The sequence below is a fragment of the Burkholderia sp. SRS-W-2-2016 genome (genome assembly GCF_001931485.1).
GTDB lineage: Bacteria > Pseudomonadota > Gammaproteobacteria > Burkholderiales > Burkholderiaceae > Paraburkholderia.
Genome location: NZ_MSDV01000036.1, coordinates 70,035 through 88,993 on the forward strand (window position 1 = coordinate 70,035; position 18,959 = coordinate 88,993).

15 protein-coding genes are annotated in these 18,959 nt (G+C 64.7%); 1 reads left to right on the top strand and 14 read right to left on the bottom strand.

The genetic code is table 11. The annotated features are described in order from the left end of the window. Positions 1 to 101: 101 nt before the first annotated feature. Positions 102 to 2,456 (top strand): Tex family protein, encoded by a 2,355-nt coding sequence (locus tag BTH42_RS16530; protein WP_075301267.1) that lies wholly within the window; start codon positions 102 to 104, stop codon positions 2,454 to 2,456. A gap of 120 nt (positions 2,457 to 2,576) precedes the next feature. Here the strand turns inward: BTH42_RS16530 and BTH42_RS16535 are convergent, their stop codons facing one another. From BTH42_RS16535 to ispG, 14 genes are all read right to left on the bottom strand, one after another. After that, positions 2,577 to 4,463 carry a potassium transporter Kup gene (locus BTH42_RS16535; protein ID WP_075301269.1) on the bottom strand — a complete coding sequence of 629 codons (1,887 nt, stop codon included), beginning with the start codon at positions 4,461 to 4,463 and terminating at the stop codon, positions 2,577 to 2,579. 357 nt (positions 4,464 to 4,820) lie between these two features. After that, entirely contained in the window at positions 4,821 to 5,393 is a 573-nt protein-coding gene (locus BTH42_RS16540; protein WP_075301377.1) for a phosphoribosyltransferase, read from the bottom strand. Positions 5,394 to 5,411: 18 nt separating this feature from the next. Then, positions 5,412 to 6,758 (bottom strand): adenylosuccinate synthase, encoded by a 1,347-nt coding sequence (locus BTH42_RS16545; RefSeq protein WP_075301271.1) that lies wholly within the window; start codon positions 6,756 to 6,758, stop codon positions 5,412 to 5,414. A 127-nt stretch (positions 6,759 to 6,885) separates the two neighbouring features. Beyond that, positions 6,886 to 8,037 carry an ATP phosphoribosyltransferase regulatory subunit gene (locus BTH42_RS16550; RefSeq protein WP_075301273.1) on the bottom strand — a complete coding sequence of 384 codons (1,152 nt, stop codon included), beginning with the start codon at positions 8,035 to 8,037 and terminating at the stop codon, positions 6,886 to 6,888. A gap of 157 nt (positions 8,038 to 8,194) precedes the next feature. Further along, positions 8,195 to 8,386, bottom strand: coding sequence for a DUF2065 domain-containing protein (locus tag BTH42_RS16555; protein ID WP_075301275.1), 192 nt, complete (start codon positions 8,384 to 8,386; stop codon positions 8,195 to 8,197). Positions 8,387 to 8,429: 43 nt separating this feature from the next. Next, positions 8,430 to 9,335: a protease modulator HflC gene (gene hflC, locus BTH42_RS16560; protein WP_075301277.1), complete on the bottom strand. Its 906-nt coding sequence runs from the start codon at positions 9,333 to 9,335 to the stop codon at positions 8,430 to 8,432. A gap of 15 nt (positions 9,336 to 9,350) precedes the next feature. After that, complete coding sequence (gene hflK / locus BTH42_RS16565; RefSeq protein ID WP_075301279.1) at positions 9,351 to 10,763, bottom strand: FtsH protease activity modulator HflK; 1,413 nt, start codon at positions 10,761 to 10,763, stop codon at positions 9,351 to 9,353. A gap of 49 nt (positions 10,764 to 10,812) precedes the next feature. Then, positions 10,813 to 12,000: a GTPase HflX gene (hflX, locus tag BTH42_RS16570; protein WP_178392185.1), complete on the bottom strand. Its 1,188-nt coding sequence runs from the start codon at positions 11,998 to 12,000 to the stop codon at positions 10,813 to 10,815. A 57-nt stretch (positions 12,001 to 12,057) separates the two neighbouring features. After that, positions 12,058 to 12,294 carry an RNA chaperone Hfq gene (hfq, locus tag BTH42_RS16575; protein WP_006051315.1) on the bottom strand — a complete coding sequence of 79 codons (237 nt, stop codon included), beginning with the start codon at positions 12,292 to 12,294 and terminating at the stop codon, positions 12,058 to 12,060. A gap of 189 nt (positions 12,295 to 12,483) precedes the next feature. Next, positions 12,484 to 13,821, bottom strand: a complete 1,338-nt coding sequence (der, locus tag BTH42_RS16580; protein ID WP_075301283.1) for a ribosome biogenesis GTPase Der — start codon at positions 13,819 to 13,821, stop codon at positions 12,484 to 12,486. Positions 13,822 to 14,303: 482 nt separating this feature from the next. Then, positions 14,304 to 15,449 carry an outer membrane protein assembly factor BamB gene (gene bamB, locus BTH42_RS16585; RefSeq protein ID WP_075301285.1) on the bottom strand — a complete coding sequence of 382 codons (1,146 nt, stop codon included), beginning with the start codon at positions 15,447 to 15,449 and terminating at the stop codon, positions 14,304 to 14,306. A gap of 78 nt (positions 15,450 to 15,527) precedes the next feature. Then, complete coding sequence (locus BTH42_RS16590; protein ID WP_075301287.1) at positions 15,528 to 16,157, bottom strand: tetratricopeptide repeat protein; 630 nt, start codon at positions 16,155 to 16,157, stop codon at positions 15,528 to 15,530. Positions 16,158 to 16,223: 66 nt separating this feature from the next. Next, positions 16,224 to 17,564: a histidine--tRNA ligase gene (hisS, locus tag BTH42_RS16595; protein ID WP_075301289.1), complete on the bottom strand. Its 1,341-nt coding sequence runs from the start codon at positions 17,562 to 17,564 to the stop codon at positions 16,224 to 16,226. A 21-nt stretch (positions 17,565 to 17,585) separates the two neighbouring features. After that, entirely contained in the window at positions 17,586 to 18,902 is a 1,317-nt protein-coding gene (ispG, locus tag BTH42_RS16600) for a flavodoxin-dependent (E)-4-hydroxy-3-methylbut-2-enyl-diphosphate synthase (RefSeq protein WP_075301291.1), read from the bottom strand. Positions 18,903 to 18,959: the final 57 nt, after the last annotated feature.

The window sequence follows — 18,959 nt, forward strand, 5'->3', positions numbered from 1 at the left end:
ATGGCAAAATGCCCCGCTCCTGGTCGCGGCGCACGCCCGGCCTGTCCGACCTGCCGCCCACGCGCGGCCCATCACTGAGTCCGCAGGAACACCAAGACCTTATGACGGAAACCGTAGCACTCAAGATCGTCCAGCGCATCGCCGCCGAACTGTCCGTCCAGCCGCGCCAGGTCGCGGCCGCGGTGGAACTTCTCGACGAAGGCGCGACCGTTCCGTTCATCGCCCGTTACCGCAAGGAAGTGACCGACAATCTCGACGACACGCAACTGCGTAATCTCGAGGAACGCCTGCTGTATCTGCGCGAGCTGGAAGAGCGCCGCGCGACGATCATCGCGAGCATCGACGAACAGGGCAAGCTCACCGACGAGCTGCGCGGCGCAATCGAAGGCGCCGACAGCAAGCAGGTGCTGGAAGACCTCTATCTGCCGTACAAGCCGAAGCGCCGCACGCGCGCGCAGATCGCCCGCGAGGCCGGTCTGCAGCCGCTCGCCGATGCACTGCTCGGCAACCCGCTGCTCGATCCGCAGACCGAAGCCGCCGCGTACGTGGATGCCGGGAAAGGCGTCGCCGATGTGAAGGCCGCGCTCGACGGCGCGCGCGACATCCTCTCCGAACAATTTGGCGAAACCGCCGAGCTGCTCGGCAAGCTGCGCGACTACCTGTTCAGCCAGGGCGTGGTGTCGTCGAAGGTCGTGGAAGGCAAGGAAAATGCGGAAGAAGAAAAATTCCGCGATTACTACGACTACGCCGAAACGATCCGCACGGTGCCGTCGCATCGCGCGCTCGCGCTGTTCCGCGGCCGCAATGCCGGCGTGCTGATGATCAAGCTCGGCCTGGGCGAGGAACTCGACGCGCAGGTCCCGCATCCGGGCGAAGCGCTGATCGCGCGTCACTTCGGCATCGCCAACCAGAGCCGCCCGGCCGACAAGTGGCTGTCCGACGTGTGCCGCTGGTGCTGGCGCGTGAAGGTGCAGCCGCATCTCGAGAACGAGCTGCTGACCAATCTGCGCGATGAAGCCGAACACGAGGCGATCCGCGTGTTCGCACGCAATCTGAAGGACCTGCTGCTGGCCGCGCCGGCCGGCCCGAAGGCGGTGATCGGTCTCGACCCGGGCCTGCGCACCGGTGTGAAGGTGGCGGTGGTCGATCGCACCGGCAAGGTGCTCGCGACCGACACGATCTACCCGCACGAGCCGCGCCGCGACTGGGACGGCTCGCTCGCGAAGCTCGCGCGCATCGCCGCGCAAACCCAGGCAGAACTGATCAGTATCGGCAACGGCACCGCGTCGCGTGAAACCGACAAGCTCGCGAGCGAGCTGATCGCGCGGCATCCGGAGCTGAAGCTGCAGAAGATCGTCGTGTCCGAAGCGGGCGCGTCGGTGTACTCGGCGTCCGAGCTCGCGGCGAAGGAATTCCCCGACATGGACGTGTCGCTGCGCGGCGCGGTATCGATCGCGCGGCGTCTGCAGGACCCGCTCGCCGAACTCGTGAAGATCGAACCGAAGGCGATCGGCGTCGGCCAGTATCAGCACGACGTGAACCAGCGCGAACTCGCGCGCTCGCTCGATGCGGTCGTCGAAGACTGCGTGAACGCGGTGGGCGTCGATGCGAACACCGCGTCGGTCGCGTTGCTCGCGCGCGTGTCGGGTCTCAATGCGACGCTCGCGCGCAATATCGTCGACTATCGCGATGCGAACGGTCCGTTCCCGTCGCGCGAGCATCTGCGCAAGGTGCCGCGCCTGGGCGACAAGACCTTCGAACAGGCCGCCGGCTTCCTGCGCATCAACAACGGCGAGAACCCGCTCGACCGTTCGTCGGTGCACCCGGAAGCGTATCCGGTCGTCCAGCGGATTCTCGCGAAGATCAGCAAACAGGTCGGCGAGGTGCTCGGCAATCGTGACGCATTGCGCGGACTGTCGCCGACTGAATTCGTCGACGAACGTTTCGGTCTGCCGACGGTGCGCGACATTCTCGGCGAACTCGAAAAGCCGGGCCGCGATCCTCGTCCGGAGTTCAAGACCGCGACGTTCCGTGAAGGCGTCGAAAAGGTCAGCGACCTGATCCCGGGGATGGTGCTCGAAGGCGTCGTGACCAACGTCGCGGCGTTCGGCGCGTTCATCGACGTCGGCGTGCATCAGGATGGCCTCGTGCACGTGTCGGCGATGTCGACCAAGTTCATCAAGGATCCGCACGAAGTCGTGAAGGCCGGACAGATCGTCAAGGTCAAGGTGCTCGAAGTCGACGTGAAGCGCCAACGCATTGCGCTGACGATGCGGATGGACGACGAACCGGGTGCGGCGGCAGCTCGCAGCGGCGGCGGTGCGCAACAGGACCGCGGCGGCGCCGGCGGCAACTTCAACCGTGGCGGCGGCGGACGCGGTGCGCCGCAGCGCTCGCGCGACGCGGAACCGGCCGGCGCGATGGCGGCCGCGTTTGCGAAGCTCAAGCAGAAGTAAGCACGCGGCGAACGCGGGGTATCTCGACCCGCGCGCGCCGCTCGCGATAAACAAAAAGCCCACGCAATGCGTGGGCTTTTTGTTGGCACTACCGGACATCGAACGCGGCGGGCACCGCGCTCAGATCTCGATCTTGGTCCCCAGCTCGACCACGCGGTTTGCCGGAATACTGAAGAAGTCCGTCGGCTTCGCGGCGTTCTGATGCATCCACGCGAACACCCGCTCGCGCCACACCGACATCCCCGGCAATTGCGTCGGCACCACCGTTTCGCGCGCGAGGAAGAACGACGTGTCCATCATCTCGAAGGTCATGTCGTGCGTGTGGCCCACGTCGAGCAGCACCGCCTTCACGTCCGGCGTTTCATTGAACCCGTAGGCCGCCTTCACCAGATACAGCCCGCCGTCCATATCCTTGACCGTCACGCGATCCGCGTCGTTCACGTACGGAATGTCGCGCGTGATGAAGGTCAGGAAAATGGTGCGCTCATGCAGCACCTTGTTGTGCTTCAGATTGTGCAGGAGACCTACCGGTACCAGCGTATCGCTGCCGGTCAGATAGATCGCGGTGCCCGACACGCGATGCGGCGGATGCGCGAGCAGCCCCTGCAGGAACGGCATCAACGGAATACCGTCGGCGGCCGTGCGCTCCTTGACGAGCATTCGGCCCTTGAACCATGTCATCAGCAGGAAGAACAGCAGCGCGCCGATACACAGCGGCAGCCAGCCGCCCTCTTCGACCTTCAGCAGGTTCGCGCCGAAGAAGCCGAGGTCGATCATCAGGAACACGCCGATGATCAGCCCCACCAGAATCTTGTTCCACTTCCATACCTTGACCATCACCACGCACGCGAGAATCGTGGTGGTCACCATCGTCGCGGTCACCGCGATACCGTACGCGGCGGCGAGATTATCCGAACTCTTGAACGCGATCACGATGCACAGGATGATGAACAGCAGCATCCAGTTGACGACCGGCACATAGATCTGCCCGATCGCGAGTTCGGACGTGTGCAGGATCTTCATCCGCGGCACGTAGCCGAGCTGGATCGCCTGACTGGTCAGCGAGTACGCACCCGAGATCACCGCCTGCGACGCGATCACGGTCGCCACCGTCGACAGCACGACGAGCGGCAGCAGCGCCCAGTCCGGCGCGAGCAGGAAGAACGGGTTTTCGATCGCCTTCGAGTCGTGCATCAGCAGCGCGCCCTGGCCGAAGTAGTTCAGCACCAGCGACGGCATCACGAGGAAGTACCACGCCATCCGGATCGGCTTCGCGCCGAAGTGACCCATGTCCGCGTACAGCGCTTCGGCGCCGGTCAGCACCAGCACGACCGAGCCGAGCACCACGTAGGCCTGCAGCACGTGCGCAGCCATGAACGAGTACGCGTAGTACGGATTGAGCGCGCGGATCACGCTGGGGGACTGCACGATGTGCCACAAGCCGAGCGCGGCAAGCACCAGAAACCACAGCACCATGATCGGCCCAAACAGCCGGCCGACCGTCGCGGTGCCGTGACGTTGAATCCAGAACAGCGCGATCAGGATCACGATGGTCAGCGGCAGCACCAGATGCGATAGATGCGGCGCGGCGATTTCGAGACCCTCGACCGCCGAAATCACCGAGATCGCCGGCGTGATCACCGCATCGCCGTAGAACATGCAGGCGCCGAAGATGCCGAGCATCATCAGCAGGCCGGCCACTCTCGACTTCTGGTCGATCGAGCGCAGCGCCAACGCCATCAGCGCGAGCACACCGCCCTCGCCGTTATTGTCGGCACGCATCACGAACAGCACGTATTTGACGCCGACCACGATCATGATCGCCCAGAACAGCAGCGAGATCACGCCGAGGATCGATTGATCGGTCAGGGGGATGCCGTGCGACGGGCTGAACGCCTCTTTGAGCGAATACAACGGGCTCGTGCCGATGTCGCCGAACACCACTCCGATCGCGGCAATCGCAAGGGAAGGCAGCGGCTGCTTATGTGCGTGATTGTTATCTGTCATAGACGCGAGGAAATCCGTTCCCGGGCGGAAAAAACGACCGCTATTCTAAACTGCCCTTCCGGTACCGCCCGGCTTGTTGTGGATACGCCACGTGGACGTCCCGCGCAGTGTAGCACTGCGATATGGCCGCGTCTGCCGCGTCGGCGGCCAGCGCGCTCGAGTGTGAAGCGTCCGCTTACGCGGCCCGCGGGCCCTGTCCGATGCGCCCGCGCGCAAAAAAAAACGGAGCCCGGGAGGGCTCCGTCTTGCGGATATCGTCGCACTGAGAACTCTTGCGGCAAGCACCTGGCTCACAGCAACGCGCGACGCGGATTTCATTGCAGAAAGCAAAACTGCCGCGACGCGCTCACCCGAGTGTTACTTGCCGGCCGATTCCTCGGCCTGCGCGATCCCGCGCTTGATCCACGCGCCGAGGTTGTGCGGACGCACCGTGTCCCACTCCTCGAACGGCTGATGAATCCACGGATTGGTCGGCAGATACTGCACGTGGTAATCGGGCTTGACCTTCGAGCAGCCCTTGTACCACAGCACCGCCGAGCGCACCGCGGTGATCGCCGGATAGCGTTCCTTCAGATGCTGCTGCACGCGCGCGAGCGTGACGCCCGAATCGACGAGATCGTCGACGAGCAGCACGTTGCCGTGCAGTTCGCCGCGCGTCATCGTGATGTATTGCGCGATGTCGAGTTCGCCCTGCTCCGTGCCGGCCGCCTCGCGATACGAGCTGGTGGCGAGAATCGCCAGCGGTAGATCGTAAATACGCGAGAGCTGATCGCCGACGCGCAGACCGCCGCGCGCGAGACAGAGGATCTGATCGAATTTCCAGCCCGATTCGTGCACGGCAAGTGCGAGCACCTCGATCAGCCGGTGATATTCGTCCCAGCCGACCCACAGGTTCTTGTCGTCGTTACGCGGATCTTTCATCGCGATCATCGGTACACCTTGCATTACTTAAACCTTGAACGGATGACGGCGCAGAATCGTTTCGTCGCGATCCGGACCGGTGGACACCATGTCGATCGGGATACCCGCGACTTCTTCCACGCGCGACAGGTACGCACGTGCGTTGGCGGGCAGCTTGTCCCAGTCGCTGATGCCGACCGTGCTTTCCTTCCAGCCCGCGAACGTTTCGTAGACCGGCTCGCAGCGCGCGACTTCCGACGCGCCGCGCGGCAGCAGATCGACCGGCTGACCGTCCACGGTGTAGCCGACGCACAGCTTCACTTCGTCAAGGCCGTCGAGCACGTCGAGCTTGGTCATGCACAGACCCGACACGCCGTTGATCTGGATCGAGCGGCGCAGCGCGGCGACGTCGAGCCAGCCGGTGCGGCGCGGACGGCCGGTGACCGAACCGAATTCCTTGCCGACGGTAGCCAGTTCAAGACCGATCGGCTCCTGACGCGATGCGTTGTCGGCGTCGTACAGTTCGCTCGGGAACGGGCCCGAACCGACGCGCGTGCAATACGCCTTGGTGATGCCGAGGATGTAGTTCAGCTTCTGCGGACCGACGCCGGCGCCCGCCGTAGCGGCACCCGCGACGCAGTTGCTCGACGTCACGTACGGATAGGTGCCGTGATCGATGTCGAGCAGCGTGCCCTGCGCGCCTTCGAACAGCAGGTTGCCGCCGTTCGCGTTCGCGTCGTACAGACGGCGCGACACGTCGGTGACCATCGGCTTCAGACGGTCGGCATAGCTGAGCATCGTGTCGAGCGTTTGCTGGAAGTCGACCGCGGCGACGCCGAGGTATTGCGTCAGCACGAAGTTGTGATAGTCGAGGTTTTCGCGCAGACGGGCGGCGAATTCGGTCGCGTCGAACAGGTCCTGCACGCGCAGACCGCGGCGTGCAACCTTGTCTTCGTATGCCGGGCCGATACCGCGGCCGGTCGTGCCGATCTTGCTCGCGCCGCGGCGCGCTTCGCGGCCCTGGTCGATCGCGATGTGATACGGCAGGATCAGCGTGGTGGCTTCGGAAATGAACAGGCGTTTCTGAACGTCGATGCCGGCGGCTTCGAGTTCGCCGATTTCCTTGAACAGCGCTTCCGGCGACAACACGACGCCATTGCCGATGTAGCACGCGACGCCGGGGCGCATGATGCCCGACGGAATCAGACGCAAGATGGTTTTCTTGCCGCCGATGATGAGCGTGTGACCGGCATTGTGACCGCCCTGGAAGCGAACGACGCCCTGAGCGTGGTCCGTCAGCCAGTCGACGATCTTGCCCTTGCCCTCATCACCCCACTGGGTACCCACGACGACGACGTTACGCCCGGGGTTCACATTCACTGCGCTGGCAGACATGTTGTTTCGTAAGCTGGTTAAAAACGTATTTTACCTATGTTCGCGGAAGCTTCCGGATTTTTTCCGTTTCCGCTCAACGGTATGGACGTTATGTTGAGTATTGCGAAGTGTGTGGGCAACGCGCGGCTCAGGCGCGCGGCTCGACCACCCATACGCCGTTGCGCTCGACCAGCACGCGGTCGGCCGCGAATTCATCGAGATCGTGCTTGTGGCCAGGCAGCGCCTGAATCACCACTTCGCCCGCGTCGCGAAGTGCCGCGACCGCCACACGCAGCGACTCGTCGTGCCGCCACGGCGCGAGAATCGCGCTGCTGCGCGCTTCGATCGGCGAGATCCGCGCGACTTCGCGCAGATCGAGCGAGAAGCCAGTGGCCGCGCGCGCGCGGCCGTAGGCCTGGCCGACGTGGTCGTAACGGCCGCCGCGCGCGACCGCGTTCGGCACGCCGTCCACATACGCGGAGAACATCACACCGCTGTGATACGCGTAGCCGCGCAGATCGGCGAGATCGATCATCACTTCGGCGCCGTCGACCTGGGTCGCGAGGAACGCGAGATCGTCGAGCGCGCGGGCGATCGCCGGCGAGTTCGGCAGCCGCGCGCGGGCTTCCTCGAGCACCGACGCGTCGCCGTACAGCGTGGGCAACGCGCGCAGCGCGTCGCGGATCACCGGCGAGAACTGCGCGGTCATCTCGACGAGGCGCGGCACGTCTTTGCCGGCGAGCGCGTCGTACAGCGCCTGACCGAGCTGCGCGGCGGCCGGCTCCGCTTCGATGAGCGCCGCGAGCACGCCCGCGTGGCACAGATCGAGGCGCACCTTGCCGAGGCCGGCCAGACGCAGCGCGTCGAGCATCAGTTGCTGGATTTCGAGGTCCGCTTCGAGGCCCGCGTGGCCGTAGATTTCAGCGCCGATCTGGATCTGCTCGCGGGTTGCATGCAGACCGCGCGGCCGCGTATGCGCAACATTGCCCGCGTAGCACAGGCGCGTAACACCCTGGCGATTCAGCAGATGCGCGTCGATCCGCGCGACCTGCGGCGTGATGTCGGCGCGCAGACCGAGCGTGCGGCCCGACAGCTGATCGACGAGCTTGAAGGTGCGCAGATTCAGATCCTGGCCGCCGCCCGTCAGCAGCGACTCGAGGTATTCGAGCAGCGGCGGCATCACCATCTCGTAGCCGTACGAGCGGAAACGGTCCAGCAAATGGCGCCGCAATTCTTCGATCTTGCGGGCCTCCGACGGCAGCACGTCGGCAATATTCTCGGGAAGCAACCAGGTCGACATCGATACAGTCCTACGGCGTTGAACACGGCGTCTTGAAGCGCCGATAAATGGGTGTGAGTGGCGTGCAGCGCCTTGATTCTGGCGGGTCGCCACCGGAGGCGCACCGCGAGGTGCCGTGAGCGGCGCGCGCCGCAGCGGGATTCGCGGCGCCGCTGTGTCAGGTCACGATGAACAGCAACACCAGCCCGAGCAGCATCACGATCAGCCCACCGACGCGAATATGATGGGGCGGCCGTTCCGCTATTTTACGGAACGTGTCGCGCCAGGCGCTCGGAAAAACGAAGGGAAACATCCCCTCGATAATCAGCATCAGGGCGATCGCGAGCAATAACGAGCCGGCTATGTCCATGCGAGTGAAGCGGCCGCGATGCGGGTGCCGCGGCCGTCGGTAATCAGCGTTTGCGCGGGGTCGTCGCGGGGGCGTCCGGGGCGGCGCCGCCGGTCGGGCTACGCATGAAGCGGAAGAACTCGCTGTTCGAGTCGACCACGATCAGATCGCCCGGCTTGAAGGTCTTCCGGTACGCCTGCATGCTCAGATAAAACTGATAGAACTGCGGGTCCTTGCCGAACGCTTCGGCGGCGATTTCCGCGGCCTTCGCATCGCCTTCGCCGCGAATGCCCTGCGCCTGCGCGAGGCCTTCGGCCAGCACCGCCTGCTGCTTGGCGAGCGCGTCGGCGCGAATCTGGTCCGCTTCGGCGGTGCCCTTCGCGCGCTCGTCGGCGGCGATCTGATCGCGCGCGGCGATCATTCGCTTGAACACCGTGTCGGCCTGCGCGGCCGGGAAATCGATGCGGGTCAACCGCACGTCGACCACCGACACGCCCAGCGAAGCCGCGCCCTTGTCCAGCGCGCCGCGCGCCTGTTCGGCGACGGCCTGCTGTTTGGCCAGCGCGTCGGCCAGCGTGAACTGGCCGAACGCGTCGCCCAGCGCGCCGCGCGACAGCAACGCGAGACGTTCCGGCAGGCTCTGCACGTCGCCCTTCGTTTCGGCGAGCAGCTTGAGCGGATCGGTGACGCGGAACTTGATGACCGGGTTGACCAGCAACTCGGTTTTATCGGAAGTCACGTAATGGTCTTCGTCCGGCGCGTCGAGCGACTGGATGCGGTTATCGACCAGCGTGACCGTTTGCAGCGGCGGCGGCAATTTCACGTGCAGGCCGGGGCCGAGCAGCGTCGGCGCCGCGTCGCCGCGCGCGGACAGCACGGCCATATGGCGTTGATCGACGACGAACACCATCGATGATGCCGCGAACAGCACGATGACGATGGCGACGACGAGCGCGATGATTCTGTTCATATTTCCGTGCGCTCCTTATTGGACGTCGTCTTCGCGCATGCGATTGCGGAATGCTTCGCGCGAACGCAGCGATGCGGCGCTCGGCCGGCTCGCGGCGGCAGGCGCGGAAGCTGCGGGGGCGGACGCGGCATCGGCCGAAGCGCCGGCTGCGGCGCCTGTGGCGGCACCGCTGTCCGCCGCCGCGGCACCGGACTGTGCCGGCGCCGGCACGGCTGCGCTCGCGGCCTGCGGCGCGCTCGCACCGGCAGCCGCCGCGGCCTGGCGCTCGCGATTCTGCTCAACCAGCCGGTCGAGCGGCAGATACAGCACGTTGTTGCCGTTCTTCGCGTCGACGAACACCTTGGTCGCCTTCGAGTAGATCTGCTGCATGGTTTCCATGTACAGACGGAAGCGCACCACCGCGGGCGCCTTCGCGTATTGCGCGTAGACCTGCTTGAAGCGCTCGGCCTCGGCCTGCGCCTGGGCGACCGTGTTCGCGCTATAGGTCTTCGCCTCTTCGACCTGACGCGCAACGTCGGCCTGCGCGCGCGGCAACAGATCCGCCACGTACGCCTGCGCATCGCGCTTCGCGCGCTCGTTTTCGTCGTGGACCTTGGCGGCCGCGTCGAACGCGGGCTGCACCTGCTCGGGCACCCGCACGCTCTGGATCGTCACGCCGGTAACCGCGAGACCGGACTCGTACTGATCGAGCGATTGCTGGATCGCCGTCATCAGTTGCTGGCGCAATGCTTCGTGATCCTGATCGAGAATCTCGCTGGTGCCACGGGCGCCGACGATCCCGCGCACCGCAGCCTGCGCGGCGCTGGTCACGCTCTGCTCGGCATCGACGCCGCGAAACAGATAGTCGGTGGGTTTGCGGATCTGGTATTGCACCGCGAAGCGCACGTCGACGATATCGCCGTCGTGCGTGAGCATCGACGCGTCCTTCACGTTCGCGAGACGCACCACGTTGCTGCGGCCGATCTCGACCTGGCGGATCTGCGCGACGTTCACGAACTCGTGGGACTCGAACGGATACGGCAAGCGCCAATGCACACCCTGACTCGCGGTGTAGCGATACTTGCCGAATTGCATCACGACGGCCTGCTGGCCGTCCTGCACGACGAACACGCCGCTGCCCAGATAGATCGCGATCAGCACGCCGATCACGATCCCGACGCCGATACGCGCGCCGCGTCCGTTATCCGGACGACCGCCGCCGACACCACCGCCGTTGCCCTTACGCCCGAACATCCGGCTCAAGCGGCGGTTGAAGTCGCGCCACATTTCGTCGAGGTCGGGGGGGCCTTCGCCGTCGCGCCCCGGACGCTTCGGATCGTTCGGCCGTTGCCGGTCGCCATTGCCGTCGCCCCGGCCCCAGCGCGGATCGTTCAGTGAAAGCAAGGCGCGCATACGCAGCCAGGTACTCCGCTCGTTGTAATCGTTCACCTGTGTTCGTTCACCAGAGTAGACAGCGGGTCAGTGCAATTGGAACGGGTCAGTGCCCGAGTTCTGGAACCTTGTGATTTTCGTTCGGTTCCGCCGTGCGGTCGTCTTTCGACGCGTCGAGCGGCATATCGGTAAGCGGTTCGGCAGTAGCGATTTCAGCGATGGCAGCGCGCAGCGTATCAAGCCCCTGCCCCGTGCGCGCGCTCAAAAAGACGCGCGAAATATTACCATACTCATCCCGCTCGACCGCGTCGCCACGGGCCGCCAACTCGGGCACCGCGTCGATCTTGTTGAACACCAGCACCTGACGGATGTTGTCCGCGCCGATCGCGTGCAGCACCTCGTTGACCTGATCGATCTGGTCGAGCCGCACCGCGCTCGACGCATCGACGACATGCAGCAGCAGGTCAGCGTGAATGGTTTCCTCGAGCGTCGCGCGAAACGCGGCGACCAGTTGGTGCGGAAGTTCGCGAATGAAGCCGACCGTGTCGGACACTACCACCTGACCCGCCTCGTCGCCGAGATAGACGCGCCGCGAGGTCGTGTCGAGCGTCGCGAACAGCTGGTCCGCCGCATACGCCTGGGCCTTGGTCAGCGCATTGAACAGCGTCGATTTACCCGCGTTCGTATAGCCGACCAGCGACACCGACATGGTCTGATTGCGACTGCGCGCGCGACGCTGCGTGCCATGCTGACGGCGCAGCTTGTCGAGCCGGATCTTGAGCGCCTTGATGCGCTCGCCGATCAGCCGGCGGTCGGTTTCGAGCTGGGTTTCGCCCGGGCCGCGCAGACCGATACCGCCCTTCTGCCGTTCGAGGTGAGTCCACGCGCGAATCAGCCGGGTCGACAGATACTGCAGCTGCGCGAGTTCGACCTGCAGCTTGCCTTCGTGGCTGCGGGCGCGTTGCGCAAAAATGTCGAGGATCAGGCTGGTGCGATCGACCACGCGCCGGTTAAGCGCCCGCTCCAGATTGCGCTGCTGCGCAGGTGCCAGAGCATGGTTGAAGATCACGAGTTCGATGTCGTTCGCTTCGCACGCAAGACGCAGTTCTTCTGCCTTGCCGCTGCCGACGAACATCTTCGCGTCGGGGCTGGAACGCCGCCCGGTGAGGGTGACTACGGGATTCGCGCCCGCGCTTTGCGCGAGCAGGCTGAGTTCTTCGAGACTGGCTTCGAAATCGATCTTGCCGAAGTCGATGCCGACGAGCGCTGCATTGATCAAATTGGAGGGTATCAAAATGACGCGGCCGGGAATGATCGCCAACGGGCGACGCTGGGCCGGCCGCGACGAGGGTTAGGACTGTTCGGAATCCGGGTGGAAATTCACCGGGCGGGCCGGCACAACCGTCGAAATGGCGTGCTTGTAGACCATCTGGGTGACCGTATTCCGGAGCAACACGACGTACTGGTCGAACGATTCGATGTTCCCTTGAAGCTTGATGCCGTTGACCAGGTAGATCGACACCGGCACGTGCTCTTTACGCAGTGCGTTCAAAAACGGGTCTTGTAACAATTGCCCTTTGTTGCTCATAGCAAACTCCGTATTTTTTTGCAGGTTGACTAAATTGGCGGGGAAGAAAAAGAGATCCACCGCCAACCGCTACACTATAGCTGATTTTCATTTCGGCGCGCGGGCCCTGGCCAGGCGGCCAAAGCCAACACACACGCGGGTTTCAGCCTGACTTCGAGGCCCGGTTTAAAGCGCTTTCCCGGCCCCGCGTCAGCCCTTGTCCGCGTAAGGGTTCGTCGACGATCTGAACTCTATTCGCAATGGAGTGCCCGTCAGCTTGAAAGTTTCCCGGAAGCGATTCTCGAGGTAGCGCTTATACGTGTCGGTGATCGCGTCGAGCGCATTGCCGTGAATCACGATGATCGGCGGATTCTGACCGCCCTGGTGCGCGTAACGCAGCTTCGGCCGCACCGGACCGCGACGGCGCGGCTGCTGGAACTCGACGGCCTCGATCAACGCGCGCGTGAGCTTCGGCGTCGGCAGCTTCGACATCGCGGCCGTGTAGGCGTCGTCGACCGAACGCATCAGCGGGCCGATTCCGGTTTTTTCCGCTGCGGAAATGAAGTGGAATTTGGCGAAGTCCAGAAATTTTAGTTTGCGCTCGAGGTCGGCTTTGGTGCGCTCGCGCACATGCGGATCGAGACCGTCCCACTTGTTCACGCCGACCACCAGCGCGCGGCCCTGTTCGACCACGAAGCCGGCGATGTGCGCGTCCTGCTCCGAAATGTCCTGACGCGCGTCGAGCAGCAGGATCACGACGTTCGCGTCGGAGATCGACTGCAGCGTTTTCACCACCGAGAACTTCTCGATCGCCTCGAACACCTTGCCGCGGCGGCGCAGGCCGGCTGTGTCGATCAGCGTGTAGGGCTTGCCCTGGCGCTCGAAATCGACATAGATCGAGTCGCGCGTGGTGCCCGGCATGTCGAATGCGATCACCCGCTCTTCGCCGACCAGCGCGTTGATCAGCGTCGACTTGCCGACGTTCGGCCGGCCGACGATCGCGATCTTCACGCCGCGCGTTTCCTTGTCTTCGTCGCTTTCTTCCGGCTGGCCGGCGTACGCGACTTCGAGCGCTTCGTTGATCATCTCGGTCACGCCGTCGCCGTGCGCGGCCGAGATCGCCCGCGGATCGCCGAGGCCGAGCTCGTAGAAGTCGGCGGCGACCGTCGTGTAGCGCATCCCTTCCGCCTTGTTGACGACGAGGAAGATCGGCCGGCCGACCTTGCGCAGATAGTCGGCGATCGACTTGTCCTGCGGCGCGAGCCCGTTACGGCCGTCGACGATGAACACGACGATGTCCGACTCCTCGACCGCCTGACGGGTCTGACGCGCCATCTCGTGCAGGATGCCGTCTTTCGCGACCGGCTCGAAGCCGCCGGTATCGACGACCAGATACGGCCGCTCGCCGGTGCGCCCTTCGCCGTAATGGCGATCGCGGGTGAGACCGGGCAGGTCGGCAACCAGCGCGTCACGCGAGCGCGTGAGGCGGTTGAACAGCGTGGATTTCCCCACATTGGGGCGCCCGACGAGGGCAATAACGGGTTTCATCTGATCTTGTTCACAGTGAACGCGGGAGCGAAAAATTGCGCACCCGCGTAGCGACGCCGGGTGGCCGCCAGGTGGCGGTGTTCCGACGAAATTATCACGAATTCAGCCAACTCCGGATAGGCGCTTACGACGCGCATCCGGGCGGACGGGAATGGGCTGTACAGACGGCACCGGCGGCCGCCCGCTGCAGATCCGGCGGCCCGGCGGCTCACCGATCCGCTCGAGCACGCTTGTTCGCGGCATCGGCGAGAAGATTCGCGGGACGCCGCGCGGGCGACCGGCACGACTCTCGAGCCGACTTGCCGGACCAGCCCGTCCGGCGATTTTTTCTGGTGAGCCTGCCCGCCGCGACGACGGACAGACAGGCAGGCGTTGCCTCGCCTGCTTACCCCCGGCCGGCGTCAAGGCCGGCGCCAACCTCAATTAAAAAGCGCGCGGCCGGCAAAGCCGGCCTGCGCGCCAGACAACCGTATGCCGCGGGATCAGCGCGGACGCAAACCGTACAGCCCGCCGTTACGCGTCTGCACGACCAGCGTGTCGCCGGCCAGCACCGGTGCCGCGACGATCGCGCTGCCATCGGTCTTCACCCGCGCGACCAGCGTACCGTCGGCGGCTGACAGGAAATGCACGTAGCCCTGATAGTCGCCGAACACGGCCGCGCGGCCGAGCAGCATCGGCACGCTCAGGTCGCGGTTCTTCAGCGCTTCGTTCTTCCACAGCACCGAGCCGTTGTTCCCGTCGAACGAGGACACGACTGACCAGTCGTCGGCGGCGACGACGCTGCGCTCATCCTGCGCGAGGCCGCTCGCGCTCGAGAACGGCTTGCCCCACAGCGCGCGACCCGAGTTCGCGTCGAAGCAGCCGATCTGGCCCTGGAAGGTGACCGCGCAGGTTTGCGAACCGACCAGCGTGGGCGGGCCCGTCACGTCGTTGATACGCTCGACTTCGGTCACGCCCTTCGGATACGACACCGGCGTCTGCCAGTAGGCTTCGCCGGTCTGCAGGTTGATCGCAGCGAACGAGCCGCCCGGGAAACCGGCCAGCACCGCGGCGTCGCCCGCGAAGGTCATGCCCGACGACACGCGCAGGTTCAGCGGCACCGCGCGGTTGCGGTAGTTCCACTTCTGCTCGCCCGTCTGCGCGTTGAACGCGACGATCTGACCGTCGATCGTGCGCACCACCACGAGACCGTTGCCGACCAGCGGCGGCGAGATGATCTCGCCCGGCGCCTTGGCGGTCCACAGCTGCTTGCCGTCCGCGCCGAGCACGTAGACATCGCCCTTCAGGCCGCCGACCGCGGTCAGCGTGCCATCGCTGCCGACCCCTGCCGACAGATCGTCATGCAGCTTGATGCGCCACACGTCCTTGCCGGTTTGCGCGTCGATCTTGGCGACCGTGCCGTTTGCGGCGGCAGCGAACACGGCATTGCCGACCGCCACCGGCGAGAACAGATAGCGGCCCGCCTTGCCGACGCTCGCGGACCACGACTGCTGCACGTCGAGCACGGGTTTGAACTCGGTGAGCGGCGTCGGCACACGGCGCTCGTCTTTCGTGGATGAGCAAGCCGCCAGCGTCAGAACGGTCATCGCACAGATAACGGGCACGGCGTAACGTTTCAGCAGATTCATCGGTGGACGAAGCATTCAGGAAATGGATTAAAGGAGATCGTCTTACGGTGGTGGCGCGCGGCACGCCGCGCGCAACACTCAACCGCCGAGCGCGTCCAGCTTGAACTGGATCAGCTGACGCGCGGAGCTGTCGGTCTTTGACAGCGAATCGAGCGCGACTTTATAGGCCGCGCGTGCGTCATCGCGCTTGCCCTGGGCGGCAAGCAGGTCGCCACGGCGATCCGCGACGATGCCCTTGAAGGCCTCCGCCTGCGGCTCGGCCAGCAGCGCGAGGCCCTGATCGTAGGCTTTTTCGTCGAGCAGCAGCGACGCCATGCGCAGCTTGGCGATCTGCTTGAACTCGTCGTCCTTCGCGTGATCGATCGTCCATTGCAGTTGCGCCTTCGCGCCGGTTTGGTCGCCGGCGGCGTACAGCGCCTTGGCGGCGCCGAGCGCGGTCATCTGTGCATACGCGGTGCGGCCGAACTTGTCTTCCATGTCGGCGGCGACGCGCAGGACCTGCGCTTTGTCGCCCGCGGCCACGGCCTGCTGCACCTGGTCATACAGCACCGCGGCTTCCGCCGCCTGACGCCGCTGCCAGAAATTCCAGCCGTTATAAGCCGCACCTGCCAGCAACACCACCAGCAGGATCCACGTGGTTGCATTGCCCCACTGCTTCCACCATGCCTTCAGACTTTCAATCGATTCTTGTTCGTCGTGGTAACTCATCGCCCGGCGATTTCCTCTTTCTTGATACTGACGTGTGTCGAGCCAGCCGGCCCGACGACAGCGCGATCAGTCGTCGCCGTCTTCGGCGGTTGCAACCATCGCATTGATTAGATATTCGGTCAAGTCTTCGGCCGGCACGTTCTGTTGCTCGTTCTTACCGCCGCCGGCTTGCGTATCGCGCAGCGATTTGACGCCGACCGTGCCGTTCGCGATCTCGTCTTCGCCGAGCACCACCGCGAACGCGGCGCCGCTCGCATCGGCGCGTTTCATCTGCGACTTGAAGCTGGCGCTCTGGCCGTCCGCGCTGCAATGCAGGATCACATCGAGACCGGTATCGCGCAGACGCTCGGCGATGATGAAAGCCTGCTCACGCGCGGCGTCGCCCTGATGGACGACATACACGTCACAGCCTTCCGCTTCCGGCACCAGTTGCTCTTCCTTCAGCAACTCGAGAATCCGCTCGACGCCCATCGCCCAGCCGCACGCGGCGGTCGGCTTGCCGCCGAGCTGCTCGATCAGCGGATCGTAACGGCCGCCCGCCGCCACCGTACCCTGCGCGCCGAGCTTGTCGGTCACCCATTCGAACACGGTCAGATTGTAGTAATCGAGACCGCGCACGAGGCGCGGGTTGATCGTGAACGGGATGTTGTTCGACTTCAGAATGCGCTGCAGACCTTCGAAGTGCGCACGCGACTCCTCGCCGAGAAAATCGATCAGCTTCGGCGCGTTCTGCGCGACTTCCTGCAGCGCCGGGTTCTTCGTATCGAGCACGCGCAGCGGGTTCGTATAGAGACGGCGCTTCGCGTCTTCGTCGAGCACGTCCATGTGCTTTTCGAGGTACGCGATCAGCTCGACGCGATGCGCGGCGCGCTCTTCAGCGAGGCCCAGCGAGTTGATTTCGAGCTTGATACCGGTCAGGCCGAGGTCGTCCCACAGCCGCTGGCACATCATGATGATTTCCGCGTCCGTGTCCGGACCGGCAAAGCCGAGCGCCTCGACGCCGACCTGATGGAACTGGCGATAGCGGCCGCGCTGCGGACGCTCGTGACGGAACATCGGGCCGATGTACCACAGCCGCTTCGGGCCGTCGTACAGCATGTTGTGCTCGATCGCTGCGCGCACCACGGCCGCGGTGTTTTCCGGGCGCATCGTCAGGTTTTCGCCGTTCAGCGCGTCGGTGAAGCTGTACATCTCTTTTTCGACGATGTCGGTCACTTCGCCGATACCGCGCGTGAACAGCTGCGTATGCTCGACGATCGGCGTACGGATATTCTGGTATCCGTACGAACGCAGCATCGACTTGACGGTGGTTTCGAAAAATTCCCAGAGCCCGGCTTCCTGCGGAAGGATGTCGTTCATGCCCTTCACGCCGGACAGCTTCTCGAGCTTTTTCTTCTGTTCAGTCATCTGTGTTTCGATAGCCGATGATTAGTTGAGCGCATCGGCGCGGCCATAGCGGCGCTCGACGTAGTCGCTCACGATTTGCTGGAATTCTTGCGCGATATTGTCGCCGCGCAGCGTCTTGACCTTCTCGCCGTCGATGAACACCGGTGCGGCCGGATTCTCGCCCGAGCCCGGCAGGCTGATGCCGATGTTGGCCTGCTTCGATTCGCCCGGCCCATTGACGATGCAGCCCATCACCGCGACGTGCATCTGCTCGACGCCGGGGAACTGGTCGCGCCACACCGGCATCTGCTGACGCAGATAGGTCTGGATTTGCGACGCGAGTTCCTGGAACAGCGTGCTGGTGGTGCGACCGCAGCCCGGGCACGCGATCACCATCGGCGTGAACGAGCGCAGGCCCATCGTCTGCAGGATTTCCTGACCGACGATCACTTCGCCGGTACGCGATGCGCCCGGTTCCGGCGTCAGCGAAATCCGGATCGTGTCGCCGATGCCCTGTTGCAGCAGCACCGACAGCGCCGCGGTCGACGCAACAATGCCCTTCGATCCCATGCCCGCCTCGGTCAGCCCGAGGTGCAGCGCGAAATCACAACGGCGCGCGAGTTCGCGGTACACCGCGATCAGATCCTGCACGCCGCTGACCTTGCACGACAGGATGATCTGGTCACGGCCCAGGCCAAGTTCGACCGCGCGTTCGGCCGAGCCGATCGCCGACTGGATCAGCGCTTCGTACATCACGCTTTGCGCTTCCCACGGGGTCGCGCGCGAAGCGTTTTCGTCCATCATCTTCGCGAGCAGATCCTGGTCGAGACTGCCCCAGTTCACGCCGATCCGCACCGGCTTGTCGTATTTGACCGCCGCCTCGATCATCTGCGCGAACTGCGTGTCGCGCTTCGCGCCGTGCCCGACGTTGCCCGGATTGATCCGGTACTTCGACAGCGCTTCCGCGCAGGCCGGATAGTCGCGCAGCAGCAGATGGCCGTTGTAATGGAAGTCGCCGACGAGCGGCACCATCACGCCCATGCGGTCGAGCTGCTCGCGAACCGCCGGCACGGCCGCCGCGGCTTCCGGCGTGTTCACGGTGATGCGCACCAGTTCGGAGCCGGCCTGTGCCAGTTCCTTGATCTGGATCGCGGTGCCGATCGCATCGGCGGTGTCGGTGTTGGTCATCGACTGGACGCGCACCGGCGCATCGCCGCCGATGGTCACCAGCTGGCCGCCCCAGCGGACGTTGACCGCATGCGACTTGCGCCGCATCGCGGGGCCGCCGAACACCGGCTCGTCGGAAACGATCTTGCTACAGGATTGGGATTGAGCCTCGGATTGCATCGAAAAACCCATTTACGCCGCATGCGCTACACAAAAACGCAGCGCCTGAATTGAAAAAGCGCCGCGGAC

Coding starts and splice junctions, on each gene's coding strand:
- BTH42_RS16540 (WP_075301377.1), bottom strand. CDS start 5,393: ATGATCGCGATGAAAGATCCGCGTAACGACGACAAGAACCTGTGGGTC.
- hfq (WP_006051315.1), bottom strand. CDS start 12,294: ATGAGCAACAAAGGGCAATTGTTACAAGACCCGTTTTTGAACGCACTG.
- BTH42_RS16530 (WP_075301267.1), top strand. CDS start 102: ATGACGGAAACCGTAGCACTCAAGATCGTCCAGCGCATCGCCGCCGAA.
- BTH42_RS16550 (WP_075301273.1), bottom strand. CDS start 8,037: ATGTCGACCTGGTTGCTTCCCGAGAATATTGCCGACGTGCTGCCGTCG.
- der (WP_075301283.1), bottom strand. CDS start 13,821: ATGAAACCCGTTATTGCCCTCGTCGGGCGCCCCAATGTGGGGAAATCC.
- hflC (WP_075301277.1), bottom strand. CDS start 9,335: ATGAACAGAATCATCGCGCTCGTCGTCGCCATCGTCATCGTGCTGTTC.
- ispG (WP_075301291.1), bottom strand. CDS start 18,902: ATGGGTTTTTCGATGCAATCCGAGGCTCAATCCCAATCCTGTAGCAAG.
- BTH42_RS16545 (WP_075301271.1), bottom strand. CDS start 6,758: ATGTCTGCCAGCGCAGTGAATGTGAACCCCGGGCGTAACGTCGTCGTC.
- BTH42_RS16555 (WP_075301275.1), bottom strand. CDS start 8,386: ATGGACATAGCCGGCTCGTTATTGCTCGCGATCGCCCTGATGCTGATT.
- BTH42_RS16535 (WP_075301269.1), bottom strand. CDS start 4,463: ATGACAGATAACAATCACGCACATAAGCAGCCGCTGCCTTCCCTTGCG.
- hisS (WP_075301289.1), bottom strand. CDS start 17,564: ATGACTGAACAGAAGAAAAAGCTCGAGAAGCTGTCCGGCGTGAAGGGC.
- BTH42_RS16590 (WP_075301287.1), bottom strand. CDS start 16,157: ATGAGTTACCACGACGAACAAGAATCGATTGAAAGTCTGAAGGCATGG.
- bamB (WP_075301285.1), bottom strand. CDS start 15,449: ATGAATCTGCTGAAACGTTACGCCGTGCCCGTTATCTGTGCGATGACC.